The 19,110-nt window shown below is 67.4% G+C and carries 13 protein-coding genes; 11 read left to right on the top strand and 2 right to left on the bottom strand.

Annotated elements, in window-relative coordinates:
- Positions 1-360 precede the first annotated feature (360 nt).
- The 5 genes from H7I57_RS14785 (at position 361) to H7I57_RS14765 (ending at position 12,452) form a co-directional block, all read left to right on the top strand.
- Complete coding sequence (locus tag H7I57_RS14785) at positions 361-1,944, top strand: alpha/beta hydrolase (protein WP_264024304.1); 1,584 nt, start codon at positions 361-363, stop codon at positions 1,942-1,944.
- Between the two features lie 98 nt (positions 1,945-2,042).
- A complete protein-coding gene (locus tag H7I57_RS14780; protein WP_264024420.1) occupies positions 2,043-3,812 on the top strand; it encodes a hypothetical protein in 1,770 nt (589 codons plus the stop codon).
- A gap of 279 nt (positions 3,813-4,091) precedes the next feature.
- The gene (rpoB, locus tag H7I57_RS14775) at positions 4,092-7,616 is read left to right on the top strand and encodes a DNA-directed RNA polymerase subunit beta (protein ID WP_264024303.1); all 3,525 of its coding nucleotides are present in this window, start codon (positions 4,092-4,094) and stop codon (positions 7,614-7,616) included.
- A gap of 43 nt (positions 7,617-7,659) precedes the next feature.
- Positions 7,660-11,613 (top strand): DNA-directed RNA polymerase subunit beta', encoded by a 3,954-nt coding sequence (locus H7I57_RS14770; RefSeq protein ID WP_264024301.1) that lies wholly within the window; start codon positions 7,660-7,662, stop codon positions 11,611-11,613.
- 71 nt (positions 11,614-11,684) lie between these two features.
- Entirely contained in the window at positions 11,685-12,452 is a 768-nt protein-coding gene (locus tag H7I57_RS14765) for an alpha/beta fold hydrolase (RefSeq protein ID WP_264024300.1), read from the top strand.
- Here the strand turns inward: H7I57_RS14765 and H7I57_RS14760 are convergent.
- On the bottom strand, positions 12,430-12,609 hold the full coding sequence (locus H7I57_RS14760; protein WP_264024299.1) for a hypothetical protein: 180 nt from the start codon (positions 12,607-12,609) through the stop codon (positions 12,430-12,432). The two genes, H7I57_RS14765 and H7I57_RS14760, sit on opposite strands and share 23 nt — an antisense overlap.
- Between H7I57_RS14760 and H7I57_RS14755 the strand changes: the two genes are divergently transcribed.
- The 6 genes from H7I57_RS14755 (at position 12,592) to H7I57_RS14730 (ending at position 18,679) form a co-directional block, all read left to right on the top strand.
- Complete coding sequence (locus H7I57_RS14755; RefSeq protein ID WP_264024298.1) at positions 12,592-13,344, top strand: deoxyribonuclease IV; 753 nt, start codon at positions 12,592-12,594, stop codon at positions 13,342-13,344. The two genes, H7I57_RS14760 and H7I57_RS14755, sit on opposite strands and share 18 nt — an antisense overlap.
- Before the next feature lie 124 nt (positions 13,345-13,468).
- Positions 13,469-14,566, top strand: a complete 1,098-nt coding sequence (locus tag H7I57_RS14750) for a phosphatase PAP2 family protein (RefSeq protein WP_372510226.1) — start codon at positions 13,469-13,471, stop codon at positions 14,564-14,566.
- Between the two features lie 50 nt (positions 14,567-14,616).
- On the top strand, positions 14,617-16,248 hold the full coding sequence (locus H7I57_RS14745) for an acyl-CoA dehydrogenase family protein (RefSeq protein ID WP_264024297.1): 1,632 nt from the start codon (positions 14,617-14,619) through the stop codon (positions 16,246-16,248).
- Positions 16,245-17,183, top strand: a complete 939-nt coding sequence (locus H7I57_RS14740) for a crotonase/enoyl-CoA hydratase family protein (RefSeq protein WP_264024296.1) — start codon at positions 16,245-16,247, stop codon at positions 17,181-17,183. The genes H7I57_RS14745 and H7I57_RS14740 overlap by 4 nt, the downstream gene beginning before the upstream one ends.
- A 12-nt stretch (positions 17,184-17,195) precedes the next feature.
- Positions 17,196-17,909 (top strand): PaaX family transcriptional regulator C-terminal domain-containing protein, encoded by a 714-nt coding sequence (locus tag H7I57_RS14735; protein WP_264024295.1) that lies wholly within the window; start codon positions 17,196-17,198, stop codon positions 17,907-17,909.
- The gene (locus H7I57_RS14730; protein WP_264024294.1) at positions 17,906-18,679 is read left to right on the top strand and encodes a crotonase/enoyl-CoA hydratase family protein; all 774 of its coding nucleotides are present in this window, start codon (positions 17,906-17,908) and stop codon (positions 18,677-18,679) included. Before H7I57_RS14735 ends, H7I57_RS14730 begins: the two co-directional genes overlap by 4 nt.
- Here the strand turns inward: H7I57_RS14730 and H7I57_RS14725 are convergent.
- Positions 18,676-19,086, bottom strand: a complete 411-nt coding sequence (locus H7I57_RS14725) for a DUF3060 domain-containing protein (protein WP_264024293.1) — start codon at positions 19,084-19,086, stop codon at positions 18,676-18,678. The two genes, H7I57_RS14730 and H7I57_RS14725, sit on opposite strands and share 4 nt — an antisense overlap.
- Positions 19,087-19,110 lie beyond the last annotated feature (24 nt).

Raw genomic sequence — 19,110 nt, 5'->3', positions numbered from 1 at the left:
CACATTCGCGGGACCGGTGTTACGCCCGGGATCTCCGTTGCTAGATCGCGATGGTCCTGCACGGATTGATTTCTACCGGGCGCAGATCGCTGACCAGGTGATCTTGAAGCGAACGCGCAAACCGCATTCAACAGTCTGAATGTCAATGTGCGCCGCGGGCGTCAATTTTTGCCCGGAAGTCTTGCGACGATGTTCTGCTCCGCTATACAGTTTGCCAGAATCGCATAAGTCCGCACGGAATCCGTCCGCGTGACGACTGCACGGTGATGCCCAGCGATTTCTGACAACAGGAGAGCAATGGTCGACCGCTATCGGGTCTGGTTGGGGGCAGGCGTACTGGCGGGGGGAGTTTCAGCAGCGATGCTGGCAGGTGCCGGCGTCGCGGCCGCGGATGACGGGTCGTCGACGACCTCAGGTGCCCAGGCGTCGTCAGGAGCAGGCGATTCCGACAGCGGACGCGACACGCAGACGCGAACGACACCGGGATCCGATGCCGACGACGACACGTCGAAGACGGATTCTTCAGAGTCCGAGGAGTCCGAGCAGTCCGAGGAGTCCGAGGAGTCCGACCCGGAACCGGCGACGAGGACTTCCGGCAGGAGCAGGGATCGCACCCGCGACGACGACGGCGGGTCGGAGGGCACGCCGCCGACGGCCGATGACGTCGTGGATTCGCCGGAGTCCGCGCTCGACGAACCGGACGCCTCCGGGGCCGTCGAGGAGTCCGAGTCGACCACACCGGAGGTTTCGCCGGCGGGCAGGCATCACGCACCCGAGGAGACACAGCTTGAGTCGACCACGGCGGAGGTTTCGCCGGCGGGCAGGCATCGCGCACCCGAGGAGGCACTCCCCGAGCCGACCACGGTCGAGACCGATCTCGGATCCTCAGAGGGCGCGGTCGTGATGCGGCTGGCTGCCGCGGAGGTGCCGCCGCTGGATCCCGACGCGCCGAACCTGCTCGACATCCTCAACGGCATCGGGACGAGGTTCTACAACTTCTACACCAACGCGATGCACTCACTCGCCGGGCCGGTCCGGGTCCCTCTCGGGAGCAAGGTGCGCGTCGCGAGCACGACGCTGACCATCGGAGACGGCGGGACCATTGCCGCAGATTGGTACATCCCCAAGGGCAACGAGCAGCCGACCGGCCTGATCTACCTCCAGCATGGCTTCCTCGCCTCGGCGAGGTTCTACAGTGCCACCGCGGCGTACCTGGCGGACAAGACCAACAGCATTGTCGTCGCGCCCACGCTGACGTGGAACTTCTTCGATCTCGAGAACTACCCGCTCGAGTGGCCACAGACCGGCCGGGCCATCGCCGACCTGTTCACCGGCGACCGCGCGGCTCTCAACGCGAGCGCACAGGCCGCCGGGTATGCCGGGATTCTTCCCACGCGGGTCGTGCTCGCGGGCCACTCCGCTGGCGGAGGCCTGGTCGCGATGGTTGGTCGCTACATGGCCGAGCTCGGCAACACCGATGACCTGGCCGGCGTGGTGATGTTGGACGGCGTTCAAACGCTCAGTTTGATGAGCGATGACGTGGGGAAGATCCCGCTGTCCATCCCTGTGTACAACCTCGCAGGCGAGGCGAGCTCGTGGAACTGGTACGGAGACGCCAGCAGACGCCTCGCCCGGTTGCGGCCGGGCATGTTCACCGGTGTCACGATGCGGGGTGGACAGCACTCCGATGCGATGCAGAGCACCAGTGGGGCATTGCAGATGGTCGCGTACTTCGCGACCGGCTTCTCGTCGCCGCTGGACGTCCTGGCCAACAGGGTTCTCGCCACGGGATGGATCACCGACATGTTCGCCGGCACCCGCACCGCGGGCTTGTACGACGGCAAGGGGTCGACTCGGCACATCCTCTCGAGCTGGTGGTGGCGGCAGTTGACGACCCGAACGGAGGCGCCGGCCGCGCGGCGCACCTACACCTCGTCCGTCTGAGTCCGTCTGAGTCCGTCTGAGTCCGTCTGATTCCCGCAATGAGCGATGCGGGCAAGCGGAGCCACGATACGGTTTGCCCGATTTGAGCAGGGGGTGTGATGTTCGACCGGATGTCGATGTGGGTGGGCGCCGGCGTGGTCGCGGCTGGGATGTCGGCCGCGGTGCTCACAGGGGCCAGCGTGGCGATCGCTGCCACGGAGCCTGCCGCCGGCGGTGAGACGTCTACTTCCGAGTCGACGAAGGCGGAGTCGTCCGAGCAGGAGGACGCACCGGCCGATCCGGGGACGGGCGACACCGACACCGGGGACACCGACACCGACACCGAGGACGAAGACGAGGATCAGGACGACGGCGTCGCTCTCGGGGACACCGAGACCGATCCCGCACCGGAGACCGATCCCGCGCCGGAGACCGACGACGACGAGGACAGCACCGAAGGCTCCAACAGTGACTCGAGCGCGGAGGCCGACGAGGCTTCACCCGAACTGACACAGCCCGTGAGCCCGCCCACCGAACCCGCCGTCGAGGTGGCCGAGGAATCCGGTGATCCCGAACCCGTCGCCGAATCCGTCGCGGAATTTGTGGCATCCACGCCGGAGACGGACCTGACAGAACCGGAGCCGGCTGCGACGACCCGGCCGACGCCGGCGGTCGCGCGCCTGGCGGCGGTCTCCGCGGTCGATCCCGAACCCGCGACCACCGCCACCGTCCCAAGGCAGACACTGCTCAGCCTGGTCGGGACCATCGTCTTCAACCTGTATTCGGTCGCGATAAGGGTGTTCGGGGGTCCGCCTCTGCTGCCCCGGGGCAGCACGGTCACGGTGCACAGCTCCAGGCTGGAGATCGACTGCGGCGACGGGTACGAGGTGCCCGCCAACTGGTTCGTGCCGGAGGGTCCGACGCCCACCCGCCTGATCTACCTGCAGCACGGCTTCCTGGCCGCCGGGCCGTTCTACAGCTACACCGCCGCGCGGCTGGCCGAGGCCACCGACAGCATCGTCGTCACGACGTCGCTGACCTCCAATTTTTTCGCCTGTGACGGCTGCTGGGTCGGCGGTTCGCCGATGCACAAGGCGGTGGCGGACCTGTTCGCCGACGGCGACACCGCCCTGGCCGACAGCGCGCTGGCGGCCGGTTACAGCGCCGTGCTGCTCGACGGTGTGGAGAAGGTCGTGCTCATGGGGCACTCCGCCGGCGGCGGGCTGGCCGCAGGTACGGCCGGATACATGGTGGGCAACGGCACGATCGACGAATTGGCGGGCGTGGTGATGCTGGACGGGGTGGGCTTCGGCGACGTGATGCCCGAGGCGCTGGCCAAGCTGCCCGACGAGGTGCCGATCTACAACCTCGCGGGCAAGGCCTACTACTGGAACATGAACGGGGCCGCCGGCGACGCGCTCGAGGCGGAACGGCCCGGCATGTTCGCCGGCGTTCGCCTCGTCGGCGGTTTGCACTCCGACATGATGGTGGGCGGCAATCCGCTGATCCAGGCGGGGCTTTATCTGGTCACCGGGTGGTCGCGGGCCGAGAACGTCAAGGCTTCCGAGATCCTCAGTGCGTCGTGGGTGAACGACATGTTCGCGGGTACCCAGGCGTCGCCCTACTACGGCGCGGCGGGGACGCTGCTGGAGATCGAGACCGCCCGCGGGACGGCGACGGCCTACGTGATACCGGGCCCGCCCCAGAGGCTGAGGTTTGTGGACAAGGTGTTCCAGTTCTTCTCGAACATCATCTTCGGCATCGACTTCGCGAGCTGCGTCGCGCCTTCGGCGGAAATCTCTTCTCTTTCCGCACCCAACACGCTTCTATCTCTTGACGGAAGGACGAAACCGGGCCAGTCTATTGCCCAGCAATGTATGCAGGGATGAGAGTTATCAGGGCCGCCAGCCAGCGCCTGAGCGTCTCTGCTTGCGGATGTTGAGGAATATGCCGTCCTGCGCTACTGTTGGACGTTGCGCTGGCTGCATCCTGCCCACTCGTTGCCTCTAACCCGCCCGCCACACGTGGACTACGCCTGAGCCCCTTTTGGCTCAGTCATTTGGTCGCGTGCCGTGCGTCAGAGTCTCGGGGCCTGATTGGCCAGCCGAACCGACGCAGATATAGCGACAAATGGTCCGGTCTCATCCGGTTCCTGATCGTCGCATGAGGTGCTGGAAGGATGCATCTTGGCAGGGTCCCGCCAGATCGAGTCAGAAGTAGCTACCACCAATAACTCCGTTCCCGGAGCACCAAATCGGATTTCTTTCGCCAAGCTTCGCGAGCCCCTCGAGGTTCCGGGGCTTCTCGATGTGCAGACCGACTCGTTCGAGTGGCTGATCGGCTCTGAGCGTTGGCGTGCCAATGCGATTGGCCGCGGTGAGGTGAACCCCGTAGGTGGCCTCGAAGAGGTGCTCACCGAGCTCTCGCCGATCGAGGACTTCTCGGGCTCGATGTCGCTGTCGTTCTCCGACCCGCGCTTCGACGAGGTCAAGGCCCCGGTCGACGAGTGCAAAGACAAGGACATGACGTACGCGGCGCCGCTGTTCGTCACGGCCGAGTTCATCAACAACAACACCGGCGAGATCAAGAGCCAGACGGTCTTCATGGGCGACTTCCCGATGATGACCGAGAAGGGCACCTTCATCATCAACGGCACCGAGCGTGTCGTGGTGAGCCAGCTGGTCCGGTCGCCCGGTGTGTACTTCGACGAGTCGATCGACAAGTCCACCGAGAAGACGCTGCACAGCGTCAAGGTGATCCCGGGCCGCGGCGCGTGGCTCGAGTTCGACGTCGACAAGCGCGACACCGTCGGTGTGCGCATCGACCGCAAGCGCCGCCAGCCGGTCACCGTGCTGCTGAAGGCGCTGGGCTGGAGCAACGAGCAGATCGTGGAGCGCTTCGGCTTCTCCGAGATCATGATGGGCACGCTGGAGAAGGACAACACCGCGGGCACCGACGAGGCGTTGCTGGACATCTACCGCAAGCTGCGCCCGGGCGAGCCGCCCACCAAGGAGTCGGCGCAGACCCTGCTGGAGAACCTGTTCTTCAAGGAGAAGCGCTACGACCTGGCCCGGGTGGGCCGCTACAAGGTCAACAAGAAGCTCGGCCTGAACGTCGGCCAGCCGATCACCAGCTCGACGCTGACCGAAGAGGACGTCGTCGCCACCATCGAGTACCTGGTGCGGCTGCAGCAGGGCGACAAGACGATGACCGCTCCCGGCGGGGCCGAGGTGCCCGTCGAGACCGACGACATCGACCACTTCGGTAACCGTCGTCTGCGCACCGTCGGCGAGCTGATCCAGAATCAGATCCGCGTCGGCCTGTCCCGCATGGAGCGCGTCGTCCGCGAGCGGATGACCACTCAGGACGTCGAGGCGATCACGCCGCAGACCCTGATCAACATCCGTCCCGTCGTGGCGGCGATCAAGGAGTTCTTCGGGACCAGCCAGCTGTCGCAGTTCATGGACCAGAACAACCCGCTTTCCGGTTTGACCCACAAGCGCCGCCTTTCGGCGCTGGGCCCCGGTGGTCTGTCCCGTGAGCGCGCCGGTCTCGAGGTCCGCGACGTGCACTCCAGCCACTACGGCCGGATGTGTCCGATCGAGACCCCCGAGGGTCCGAACATCGGTCTGATCGGATCGCTGTCGGTGTACGCGCGGGTGAACCCGTTCGGCTTCATCGAGACGCCCTACCGCAAGGTGATCGACGGTGTTGTTACCGATGACATCGAGTACCTGACGGCCGACGAGGAGGACCGCCACGTCGTGGCGCAGGCCAACTCGCCGACGAAGCGCAACGAAGCCGGTGCCGACGTTTTCGCTGAGGAGCGCATCCTGGTCCGCCGTAAGGGCGGCGAGGTCGAGAACGTGTCGAGCGCCGAGGTCGACTACATGGATGTCTCGCCGCGCCAGATGGTGTCGGTCGCGACGGCCATGATCCCGTTCCTCGAGCACGACGACGCCAACCGTGCCCTGATGGGTGCCAACATGCAGCGCCAGGCGGTTCCGCTGGTGCGCAGCGAGGCACCGCTGGTCGGCACCGGGATGGAGCTGCGCGCCGCGATCGACGCCGGCGACGTCGTCGTCGCCGACAAGGCGGGCGTCATCGAGGAGGTCTCGGCCGACTACGCCACCGTGATGGCCGACGACGGCACCCGGCACACCTACCGGATGCGCAAGTTCGCCCGCTCCAACCACGGCACCTGCGCCAACCAGCGTCCGATCGTGGACGCCGGGCAGCGTGTCGAGGCGGGCCAGGTCATCGCCGACGGACCGTGCACCGAGAACGGTGAGATGGCTCTCGGCAAGAACCTGCTCGTGGCGATCATGCCGTGGGAGGGCCACAACTACGAGGACGCGATCATCCTCTCGAACCGTCTGGTCGAAGAGGACGTGCTCACCTCGATCCACATCGAAGAGCACGAGATCGATGCCCGCGACACCAAGCTGGGCGCCGAGGAGATCACCCGGGACATCCCGAACGTCTCCGACGAGGTGCTGGCCGATCTCGACGAGCGCGGCATCGTCCGCATCGGCGCCGAGGTCCGCGACGGCGACATCCTCGTCGGCAAGGTGACGCCGAAGGGCGAGACCGAGCTGACCCCCGAGGAGCGCCTGCTGCGTGCCATCTTCGGTGAGAAGGCCCGCGAGGTCCGCGACACCTCCCTGAAGGTGCCCCACGGTGAGTCCGGCAAGGTCATCGGCATCCGCGTGTTCTCCCGCGAGGATGACGACGAGCTGCCCGCCGGCGTCAACGAACTGGTCCGCGTGTACGTGGCCCAGAAGCGCAAGATCTCCGACGGCGACAAGCTCGCCGGACGCCACGGCAACAAGGGCGTCATCGGCAAGATCCTGGCGGTCGAGGACATGCCGTTCCTTCCGGATGGCACCCCGGTCGACATCATCCTGAACACGCACGGTGTGCCGCGACGGATGAACATCGGCCAGATCCTCGAGACACACCTGGGCTGGGTCGCCAAGGCGGGCTGGAACATCAACGTCGCCGAGGGTGTCCCGGAATGGGCGTCGAACCTGCCCAAGGACCTGTACTCCTCGGAGCCGGACAGCATCGTCGCCACCCCGGTCTTCGACGGTGCGCGCGAGGGTGAGCTGGAGGGCCTGCTTGGCTCGACGCTGCCCAACCGTGACGGCGACGTGATGGTCAACGCCGAAGGCAAGTCGCAGTTGTTCGATGGTCGCAGTGGCGAGCCGTTCCCGTACCCGGTGACGGTCGGCTACATGTACATCCTGAAGCTGCACCACCTGGTGGACGACAAGATCCACGCGCGCTCGACCGGTCCGTACTCGATGATCACCCAGCAGCCGCTGGGCGGTAAGGCGCAGTTCGGCGGTCAGCGCTTCGGTGAGATGGAGTGCTGGGCCATGCAGGCCTACGGCGCTGCGTACACGCTGCAGGAGCTGTTGACCATCAAGTCCGACGACACCGTCGGCCGGGTCAAGGTGTACGAGGCGATCGTCAAGGGCGAGAACATCCCCGAGCCGGGCATCCCGGAGTCGTTCAAGGTGCTTCTCAAGGAGCTGCAGTCGCTGTGTCTCAACGTCGAGGTGTTGTCGTCTGACGGCGCCGCGATCGAGATGCGTGACGGTGACGACGAGGACCTGGAGCGGGCTGCTGCCAACCTGGGCATCAACTTGTCGCGCAACGAATCCGCGTCCGTCGAGGACCTGGCCTAATTTCGATTTTCTTTTCTAGTCCCGCAAGGGGAAAGGGAGTTACGTGCTAGACGTCAACTTCTTCGATGAACTCCGCATCGGTCTGGCCACCGCGGACGACATCCGTAACTGGTCCTACGGCGAGGTCAAGAAGCCTGAGACCATCAACTACCGCACGCTCAAGCCCGAGAAGGACGGCCTGTTCTGCGAGAAGATCTTCGGACCCACTCGCGACTGGGAGTGCTACTGCGGCAAGTACAAGAGGGTGCGCTTCAAGGGCATCATCTGTGAGCGCTGCGGCGTCGAGGTCACCCGCGCCAAGGTGCGTCGTGAGCGGATGGGCCACATCGAGCTGGCCGCACCGGTCACCCACATCTGGTACTTCAAGGGCGTCCCGTCGCGCCTGGGGTACCTGCTGGATCTGGCGCCGAAGGATCTCGAGAAGATCATCTACTTCGCCGCCTACGTGATCACCGCGGTCGACACCGAGATGCGTCACAACGAGCTGTCCACGCTGGAGGCCGAGATGGCCGTCGAGCGCAAGGCGGTCGAGGACCAGCGCGACGCCGACCTGGAGGCCCGGGCGCAGAAGCTCGAGGCCGACATGAAGGAGCTCGAGGACGAGGGCGCCAAGTCCGACGTCAAGCGCAAGGTCCGCGACGGTGGCGAGCGGGAGATGCGTCAGCTCCGCGACCGGGCCCAGCGTGAGCTGGACCGGCTCGAGGAGATCTGGACGACGTTCACCAAGCTGGCTCCCAAGCAGCTGATCGTCGACGAGCTCCTGTACCGCGAGCTGCAGGACCGCTACGGCGAGTACTTCGAGGGCGCCATGGGCGCGGAGTCGATCAAGAAGCTCATCGAGAACTTCGACATCGACGCCGAGGCCGAGAGCCTGCGCGACACCATCAAGAACGGCAAGGGCCAGAAGAAGCTCCGCGCCCTCAAGCGCCTGAAGGTGGTCGCGGCGTTCCAGAGCAACCGGAACTCGCCGATGGGCATGGTGCTCGACGCCGTGCCGGTGATCCCGCCGGAGCTCCGCCCGATGGTGCAGTTGGACGGTGGACGCTTCGCGACCTCCGACCTCAACGACCTGTACCGCCGCGTGATCAACCGCAACAACCGCCTGAAGCGACTGATCGATCTGGGTGCGCCCGAGATCATCGTCAACAACGAGAAGCGGATGCTCCAGGAGTCGGTGGACGCGCTGTTCGACAACGGCCGCCGCGGCCGGCCCGTCACCGGGCCCGGCAACCGTCCGCTCAAGTCGCTGTCCGATCTGCTCAAGGGCAAGCAGGGCCGCTTCCGTCAGAACCTGCTCGGCAAGCGCGTCGACTACTCCGGTCGTTCGGTCATCGTCGTGGGCCCGCAGCTCAAGCTGCACCAGTGCGGTCTGCCGAAGCTGATGGCCCTCGAGCTGTTCAAGCCGTTCGTGATGAAGCGACTGGTCGACCTGAACCACGCGCAGAACATCAAGAGCGCCAAGCGCATGGTCGAGCGCCAGCGTCCCCAGGTGTGGGATGTCCTCGAAGAGGTCATCGCCGAGCACCCGGTGCTGCTGAACCGTGCACCGACGCTGCACCGCCTCGGTATCCAGGCCTTCGAGCCGCAGCTGGTGGAGGGCAAGGCCATCCAGCTGCACCCGCTGGTCTGCGAGGCGTTCAACGCCGACTTCGACGGCGACCAGATGGCCGTGCACCTTCCGCTGTCCGCGGAGGCGCAGGCCGAGGCCCGCATCCTGATGCTGTCCTCGAACAACATCCTGTCGCCCGCGTCGGGCCGCCCGCTGGCCATGCCGCGTCTCGACATGGTGACCGGGCTGTACTTCCTGACCACCGAGATCGAGGGCGACACCGGCCAGTTCGTGCCCGCCGCCAAGGATCAGCCGGAGTCGGGCGTGTACAGCTCGCCTGCCGAGGCCATCATGGCGATGGACCGCGGAGCGCTGTCGGTGCGGGCCAAGATCCGGGTGCGGCTGACGCAGCTGCGTCCGCCCGCCGAGGTCGAGGCCGAGCGGTTCCCCGACGGCTGGAAGCCGGGCGACGCCTGGACTGCCGACACGACGCTGGGCCGGGTGCTGTTCAACGAGCTGCTGCCGAGGGGCTATCCGTTCGTCAACGAGCAGCAGCACAAGAAGGTGCAGGCGCGGATCATCAACGATCTGGCCGAGCGCTACCCGATGATCGTGGTCGCGCAGACCGTCGACAAGCTCAAGGACGCCGGCTTCTACTGGGCCACCCGTTCGGGTGTCACGGTGTCGATGGCCGACGTGCTGGTGCCGCCGCAGAAGCAGGAGATCCTGGACCGCTACGAGAAGGAAGCGGACGCGATCGAGAAGAAGTACCAGCGCGGCGCGCTGAACAAGGACGAGCGCAACGAGGCACTCGTGAAGATCTGGCAGGACGCCACCGAAGAGGTCGGCGAGGCGCTGCGGTCGCACTACCCGAAGGACAACCCGATCATCACGATCGTGGACTCGGGCGCCACGGGTAACTTCACCCAGACGCGGACGCTGGCCGGCATGAAGGGCCTGGTGACGAACCCGAAGGGTGAGTTCATCCCGCGTCCGATCAAGTCCTCGTTCCGTGAGGGCCTGACGGTGCTGGAGTACTTCATCAACACCCACGGCGCCCGTAAGGGCCTCGCGGACACCGCCCTGCGTACCGCCGACTCGGGTTACCTGACCCGTCGTCTGGTGGACGTGTCGCAGGACGTCATCGTGCGCGAGACCGACTGCGAGACCGAGCGCGGGATCAACGTCACGCTGGCCGAACTGCAGGACGGGGGTCCGCTGGTCCGCGATCAGCACATCGAGACCTCCGCCTATGCGCGGACGCTGGCCACCGACGCGGTCGACGCCGACGGCAACGTCGTCGTCGAGCGTGGTCACGACCTGGGTGACCCGGCGATCGATGCGCTGCTGGCCGCAGGTATCACCGAGGTCAAGGTCCGCTCCGTGCTGACCTGCGCGACGGGCACCGGCGTGTGCGCGATGTGCTACGGCCGTTCGATGGCGACCGGCAAGTTGGTCGACATCGGCGAGGCGGTGGGCATCGTGGCCGCACAGTCCATCGGTGAGCCCGGCACGCAGCTGACGATGCGTACCTTCCACCAGGGTGGTGTCACCGGTGGTGCCGACATCGTCGGTGGTCTGCCCCGTGTTCAGGAGCTGTTCGAGGCGCGCGTTCCGCGTAACCGCGCCCCGATCGCCGACGTCTCCGGGCGGATCCGCCTGGAGGAGAGCGACAAGTTCTACAAGATCACCATCGTTCCCGATGACGGGGGCGAGGAGGTCGTGTACGACAAGCTCTCCCGTCGTCAGCGGCTGAAGGTGTTCAAGCACGAGGACGGCTCCGAGCGTCTGCTGACCGACGGCGACCACGTCGAGGTCGGCCAGCAGCTGCTGGAAGGCTCCGCCGACCCGCATGAGGTGCTGCGCGTCCAGGGTCCCCGCGAGGTGCAGATCCACCTCGTCCGGGAGGTCCAGGAGGTCTACCGCGCCCAGGGTGTGTCGATCCACGATAAGCACATCGAGGTCATCGTCCGGCAGATGCTGCGACGCGTCACGATCATCGATTCGGGCGCGACGGAGTTCCTGCCCGGCTCGCTGACCGAGCGCGGCGAGTTCGAGTCGGAGAACCGTCGGGTCGTCGCCGAGGGCAACGAGCCCGCGGCGGGTCGCCCGGTGCTGATGGGTATCACCAAGGCGTCGCTGGCCACCGATTCGTGGCTGTCGGCGGCGTCGTTCCAGGAGACCACTCGGGTCCTGACCGATGCGGCGATCAACTGCCGCAGCGACAGGCTCAACGGTCTGAAGGAGAACGTGATCATCGGCAAGCTGATCCCGGCCGGTACCGGCATCAGCCGCTACCGCAACATCCAGGTGCAGCCGACCGAGGAAGCCAGGGCCGCCGCGTACACGATCCCGTCCTACGAGGATCAGTACTACAGCCCGGACTTCGGCCAGGCCACCGGTGCCGCGGTGCCGCTGGACGACTACGGCTACTCGGATTATCGGTAGGACTACCACTAGTCACAACGGAAAAACCCCCGCCCGGTGCGGGGGTTTTTTCGTGCGCCACACTCGACGGTATGCGGACGATGTCGCGGGGGTTCGGCATCCACTACACCGTCGACGGCGACGGTCCTCCGCTGATGCTCGTCGCGGGAACGATGCTGGCGGCGAGGCACTGGGCCGATGTCGGCTACGTGAAGGCGCTGGCCGACCGGTGGCGCGTGATCAACGTCGATCCCCTCGGGCACGGCGGCAGCGACCGCCCGCATGACGCCGACTCCTACACGGTCGACGGTGTCACCGCCGATCTGTGCGCGGTGCTCGACGCCGAGGGCGCGGCGCGCGCGACCGTCTGGGGTTACTCGCGTGGCGGGTGGCTGGCGTGTGGGCTGGCGAGTCGCCATCCTCAGCGCGTCGACGGCATCGTGGTCGGCGGCTACGCCATGCATGCGTACCGGGAGGAGGTCGGCCGCATGCTGGCACCGCTGGCCGAGCATCTGCGGGCGGGTGACTGGGCGAGCCTGTGGCGGGTGTTCGGCGTGTCGGACGCGGCGTTCATGCAGATGATCGAGGACGGCAACGATGCGCCTGCGGTGGCCGCGGCCGTCGAGGGCTCGATGCGGCCCGACCGCTTCATCGACCCCGCGTCGATCAGGTGCCCGGCGCACTTCTACGTCGGCGCCGACGACTGGATCGTGCCGCACGTGCACGCCGATGTCGACTCGCTGGTCGGCGCCACAGTCGACGTCATCGGTGGCGGGACGCATCTCGGGACCTTCTTCGCGGAAGCGCAACCGGTGCTGTCCGCGGTGACCGCCCGGCTCAGCGGACCTCGGAGCCCTTGACGACGACGCCCGCCGCCTCCTCGTACGGCTTGACCACGGAGGTGAAGTCCGAGTCGGGGCCCAGCGGTCGGCTGAAGTCGTCGGCGTTGTCGGTGCCCGGCACTCGGCGGCGTCGGTGCGCGTCACTAGACTCGACGCCGTGCTCATTGGTTCCCATGTCCACGGTGACGATCCCCTGGCCGCAGCGCAGGCTGACGGCGCCGACGTGGTGCAGTTCTTCCTCGGCAATCCGCAGAGCTGGAAGAAGCCGCCGCCGCGGGAGGACGCCGACGTGCTCAAGGCGTCGTCGACGCCGATCTACGTGCACGCTCCGTACCTGATCAACGTCGCATCGGCCAACAACCGGGTCCGGATTCCGTCCCGCAAGATCCTGCAGGACACCTGTGACGCGGCCTCGGCGATCGACGCCACCGCGGTCATCGTCCACGGCGGCCACGCCGACGACAACGACATGGACGCCGGATTCGAGCGCTGGGTCAAGGCACTGGCGAGCCTCGACACCGACGTGCCCGTCTACCTGGAGAACACCGCGGGCGGTGATCACGCGATGGCCCGGCATTTCGACACCATCGCCCGGTTGTGGGACCACATCGGCGACACGGGAATCGGGTTCTGCCTCGACACCTGCCACGCCTGGGCGGCGGGGGAGGCGCTGGTCGACGCCGTCGAGCGGATCAAGGCGATCACCGGCCGCATCGATCTGGTGCACTGCAACGACTCGCGCGACGCGGCGGGGTCGGGTGCAGACCGCCACGCCAACTTCGGCACCGGCCAGATCGATCCGCAGTTGCTGGTCGCCGTCGTCGAGGCGGCAGGAGCGCCGGTGATCTGCGAGACCGCTGACGAGGGGCGCAAGGACGACATCGCCTTCCTGCGGGAACATCTTCGCTGAGGCCGCGTTTGGTCACATTTGGGTATGAACAGGTCGCTGTACGACGCTTGAACGGCGGGTGGCTCCGCGGTTAATTAGGCTTACGCCCGGGATTCCCCCGTTGCGTCCGCGTCGAAAGGCCCACGTGTCCACGATTGACCAGTCGCCGATCGTCGCGACGCACGTCGAGGACGAGGCGCCGCTGCCGCAGCGTCGCGTCAATTGGCTGCGCATCGTGCGGTGGGCGGCCGTGGCGATCTGGGCGGTCGTGGTGGTGTGGCGGACGGTCACCGACGGCTTCGCGTTCAACCGCGAACTGCTGCTGGTGTACATCTGCACCGGGTTGGTCGCCGCCAGCATCGGCCAGGGCCGCCGCGTCTTCTACGTCGTCCGCGACTGGCTGCCGTTCGCGCTCATCCTGATCGCCTACGACCTGAGCAGGGGTGCGGCCACGCTGGTCGGGCGGCCCACGCTGTGGCACTGGCAGGCGGACATGGACCGCTGGATGTTCTTCGGGACCATGCCCACGGTGTGGTTGCAGGAACGGCTCAAGCTGCCGCATCCGCCGTGGTGGGAAGTGGTGATCAGCTCGGTCTACATGTCGTTCTTCATCCTGCCGTATGTGATCGCCGGGATTCTGTGGCTGCGCAACCGCGACGAGTGGAAAGCGTTCGTGCGCTTGTTCGTCGGCCTGAATCTGGTCGCCCTCGTGATCTATGCGCTGCTGCCCGCCGCGCCGCCGTGGGCCGCCGCGCGGTGCACGGCCGCCGACGTCGCGGGCGGGCCGTCCGGGCCGGGCTGCATGTACAAGTCCGCCCGCGGCGTACCCGACGGCGGCGTGCTCGGAGCCATGCAGGCCACTCAGGACGGCGCCAACGACTGGATCGAGCGCATCGTCGGTCGCGGCTGGGGCAAGCTGAACCTGCACTCGGCCAGCGCGCTGCTGGACCAGGGGCAGGCCAGCGTCAACCTGGTCGCGGCGATACCGTCGCTGCACGCCGGGATGTCGGCGGCGCTGGCGGTGTTCCTGTGGCACCGCGTGCATCGCGCGTGGCGGCCCGTGCTGGTGGCGTACCCGCTGATCATGGCGTTCACGCTGGTGTACACCGCCGAGCACTACGTCATCGACCTCCTGCTGGGGTGGGCGCTGGCGGCTGTGGTGATCACCGTGCTCGCGAGGTGGGAGCGGCGGCGTCGACGACTGCGGGACACACAGCTGATGGAGCCGGTAGGGGCGTCCTGACCGTATTACAGGTTCTTGTGCGGTCGTTGGAAAAATGTAACAGTGGGTCCATGGACACGCACGTCGTCACCAATCAGGTGCCCCCGCTGGAGGACTACAACCCGGCCGCCTCGCCGGTGCTGGCCGAGGCCCTGATCCGCGAGGGTGGCCGGTGGGGCGTCGACGAGGTCACCGAACTCGGTGCGCTGGCGGGCAGCGCCAAGGCCCAGCGATGGGGTGAACTCGCCGACCGCAACCAGCCGATCCTGCACACCCATGACCGCTACGGTCACCGGGTCGACGAGGTCGAGTACGACCCGGCCTATCACGAGCTCATGACCGTCGCGGTGAGGCACGGTCTGCACGCCGCACCGTGGGCGGACGACCGGCCGGGGGCACACGTCGTCCGCGCCGCGAAGACCTCGGTGTGGACGCCCGAACCCGGCCACATCTGCCCGATCTCGATGACCTACGCCGTGGTTCCCGCGCTGCGGCACAACCCGGACCTCGCCGCCGTCTACGAGCCGCTGCTGACGAGCCGGACCTATGACCCCGAACTCGCCGTGCCCGCGTCCAAGGCCGGCATCACGGCCGGGATGTCGATGACCGAGAAGCAGGGCGGCTCGGATGTCCGTGCCGGCACCACCGGTGCCGTCCCCACCGGCGACGGCACCTACCGGCTCACCGGTCACAAGTGGTTCACCTCCGCACCGATGTGCGACATCTTCCTGGTCCTCGCACAAACGTCCGGCGGGCTGAGTTGTTTCTTCCTGCCGCGGGTGCTGCCCGACGGCACCCGCAACCGGATGTTCCTGCAGCGGCTCAAGGACAAGCTGGGCAACCACGCGAACGCGTCCAGCGAGGTCGAGTACGACGGTGCGGTGGCCTGGCTGGTCGGCGAGGAGGGCCGCGGGGTCGCGACGATCATCGAGATGGTCAACCTGACGCGGCTGGACTGCACGCTGGGCAGCGCGACCAGCATGCGCAACGGTCTGATGCGCGCCGTGCACCACGCACAGCACCGGAAGGCGTTCGGCGATTACCTGATCGACCAGCCCCTGATGCGCAACGTGCTCGCCGACCTCGCCGTCGAGGCCGAGGCCGCGACGATGCTGGCGATGAGGATGGCCGCCGCCACCGATCACGCGGTCCGCGGCGACGACCGCGAGACGCTGCTGCGGAGGATCGGCCTTGCGGCGGCCAAGTACTGGGTGTGCAAGCGCGCGACACCGCACGCCGCCGAAGCGATGGAATGCCTCGGCGGCAACGGTTACGTCGAGGAGTCGGGGATGCCGCGGCTCTACCGGGAGGCGCCGCTGATGGGCATCTGGGAGGGCTCGGGCAACGTCAGCGCGCTGGACACGTTGCGCGCCATCGCCACCCGGCCCGAGTGCATCGCGGTGCTGTTCGACGAGCTGGACAAGACCGCGGGCCACGACGGGCGCCTGGACACCCACGTCGGGGCTTTGCGTCAGACACTGACGAAGGCAGCGTCCGAGACGATCGAGTACCGCGCCCGCAAGATCGCCGAGGACATCTCGCTGGCGCTGCAGGGCTCGCTGCTGGTGCGCCACGGTCATCCCGCGGTGGCCGAGGCCTTCCTGGCCAGCAGGCTGGGCGGCCAGTGGGGCGGCGCGTTCGGCACGCTGCCGACCGGCCTGGATCTCGCGCCGATCATCGAGCGCGCCCTGGTGAAATCGTGACTCACGCGATCAGGCCCGTCGACTTCGACAACCTGAAGACGATGACCTACGAGGTCACCGATCGGGTCGCCCGGATCACGTTCAACCGCCCGGAGAAGGGCAACGCGATCGTCGCCGACACCCCGCTGGAGCTGTCGGCGTTGGTGGAACGCGCCGACCTCGACCCGAACGTCCACGTCATCCTGGTGTCGGGCCGTGGCGCGGGATTCTGCGCGGGCTTCGACCTGTCCGCCTACGCCGAGGGTTCGTCGTCGGCCGGTGGCGGCAGCCCGTACCGGGACACCGTGCTGTCGGGGCGGACCCAGGCGGTCAACCATCTGCCCGACCAGCCGTGGGACCCGATGATCGACTACCAGATGATGAGCCGGTTCGTCCGCGGGTTCGCCAGCCTGATGCATGCCGACAAGCCGACCGTGGTCAAGATCCACGGCTACTGCGTCGCAGGCGGCACGGACATCGCGCTTCACGCCGATCAGGTCATCGCCGCGTCCGACGCCAAGATCGGTTACCCGCCCACCAGGGTGTGGGGAGTTCCCGCCGCCGGGTTGTGGGCCCACCGTCTCGGTGACCAACGCGCCAAACGCCTTCTGCTGACCGGTGATTGCATCACCGGCGCGCAGGCCGCCGAGTGGGGGCTCGCGGTGGAGGCACCCGATCCCGAGGACCTCGACGAGCGCACGGAGCGGCTGGTCGCCCGGATCGCGGCGATGCCGGTCAACCAGCTCATGATGGTCAAGCTGGCGATGAACAGCGCGCTGTACAACCAGGGAGTCGCCAACAGCGCGATGATCTCGACGGTGTTCGACGGCGTCGCGCGCCACACCCCGGAGGGGCACGCGTTCGTCGCCGAAGCGCGCGAGCGCGGCTTCCGCGATGCGGTGCGCCGCCGTGACGAGCCGTTCGGCGATCACGGCCGACAAACGTCCGGGGTATAGGCCGTGTCGCGGATGACGGCACGCTCGGTGGTGCTCAGTGTGCTCCTCGGCGCGCACCCGGCCTGGGCGACGGCGAGCGAACTTCTGCGCCTCACAGCGGATTTCGATCTCAAGGAGCCGACGGTCCGGGTGGCGCTGACGCGCATGGTCGGCTCGGGTGACCTGGTCCGTTCCGACGACGGCTACCGGCTGTCCGACCGGTTGCTCGCCCGCCAACGCAGACAGGACGACGCCATCAACCCGCGCGCCCACCGGTGGGACGGCACCTGGACGACGCTGATCGTCACGAGCATCGGCGGTGACGCACGCACCCGCGCCGCCCTGCGGAACACGTTGCAGGAACGGCGATTCAGCGAGCTGCGGGAGGGTGTGTGGCTTCGGCCGGCCAACCTCGACGTCGAGCTGACGTCGGATGTTCTCGACCGGGTCCGGGTGCTGCAGGCGCGTGACGACGACTCCGCCGGGCTGGCCGCGCGGCTGTGGGATCTGCGCGGCTGGATGCGGGTGGGCGAGCAGCTACTCGACGACATGGCTTCGGCGACCGACATTCCCGGCCGATTCCTCGCCGCCGCCGCCATCGTGCGTCACCTGATCACCGATCCGGTGCCGCCCGACGAGCTCCTGCCCGCGAACTGGCCCGGGGCGGCGTTGCGCGGCGCGTACAACGACTTCGCCGCGGAATTGGTGGCGCGGCGCGACGGTGTCGACCTGTTGGAGGCGAGATGAGCAATGCACCCGGTGGGGTTCGAGTGGAGAAGAGTGGTCCGGTCACCACGGTGATCATGAACCGGCCCGCGGCACGCAACGCCGTCAACGGGCCTGCGGCCGCCGAACTGTATGCCGCGTTCGACGAGTTCGACCGGGACACCTCCGCGGCCGTCGCGGTGCTGTGGGGTGACAACGGAACGTTCTGCGCCGGAGCCGATCTCAAGGCGTTAGGGACCCCGGAGTCCAACCCCGTCCACCGCACCGGGCCGGGTCCGATGGGCCCCAGCCGGATGACCCTGTCCAAGCCTGTCATCGCCGCCGTGAGCGGTCACGCCGTCGCCGGGGGATTGGAGCTGGCGCTGTGGTGTGACCTGCGGGTGGTCGAGCAGGACGCGATCATGGGGGTGTTCTGCCGCCGCTGGGGTGTTCCGCTGATCGACGGCGGCACCGTGCGGTTGCCGCGCCTCATCGGCCACAGCCGCGCGATGGACCTCATCCTGACCGGCCGCAGCGTCGACGCCGACGAGGCATTGTCGATCGGGCTTGCCAACCGCGTGGTTCCCCACGGCGAGTCACGTCGGCGTGCGGAGGAACTGGCGGCCGAACTCGCCGCACTGCCCCAGCAGTGCCTGCGTGCCGACCGGCGCTCCGTGCTGACTCAGTGGGGTCTACCCGAGGCCGACGCGATGGACTTCGAGTTCGGCAGCATGTCGCGGGTGGCCGCAGAGTCGCTGGAGGGCGCGGCCCGTTTCGCCGCCGGCGCGGGCCGCCACGGCGAGCGTGCCTAGCCCTTGGTGACGCTGTTGTTGTTGCCGGTGTCGTTGACCTTCGGGTCGCCGTCGCGGTAGGTGACGGTGTTGTTCAACCCGACGACCGACAGTTCGGTGTCGACCCGCTCGAACGAGATCTTGTTGTCGGCGCCGCCGATGTTGACGTTGGCGCACGTCCCCTTGACCGTGAGGGTGTTGTTGGAGCCGCCGACGTTGAGGGACTTGCCGTCGGCGCAGTCGATGTCGGCGGTGGTGCCGAATGAGCCGTAGTTGATCGTGTTGCCGATCTCGACCTGGGCGCCCGAGGTCCCCGCCGTCGCGGACGGGTCGGAGGTGTCCTCGCTGTTCGAGCCACACGCGGTCAGCCCGAGGGTCGCCGAGAGCACAGCGGCGCAACCGAGCAGTCGCAGGGGGTACACAGGCATCGTTCCTCGCTTGGTCGACGGCAG

The sequence above is a fragment of the Mycolicibacterium pyrenivorans genome (genome assembly GCF_025821625.1).
GTDB classification, from domain to species: domain Bacteria; phylum Actinomycetota; class Actinomycetes; order Mycobacteriales; family Mycobacteriaceae; genus Mycobacterium; species Mycobacterium pyrenivorans.
Note: the sequence above shows the minus strand (reverse complement) of the source record. Positions and strands in the feature narration are given on the sequence as shown.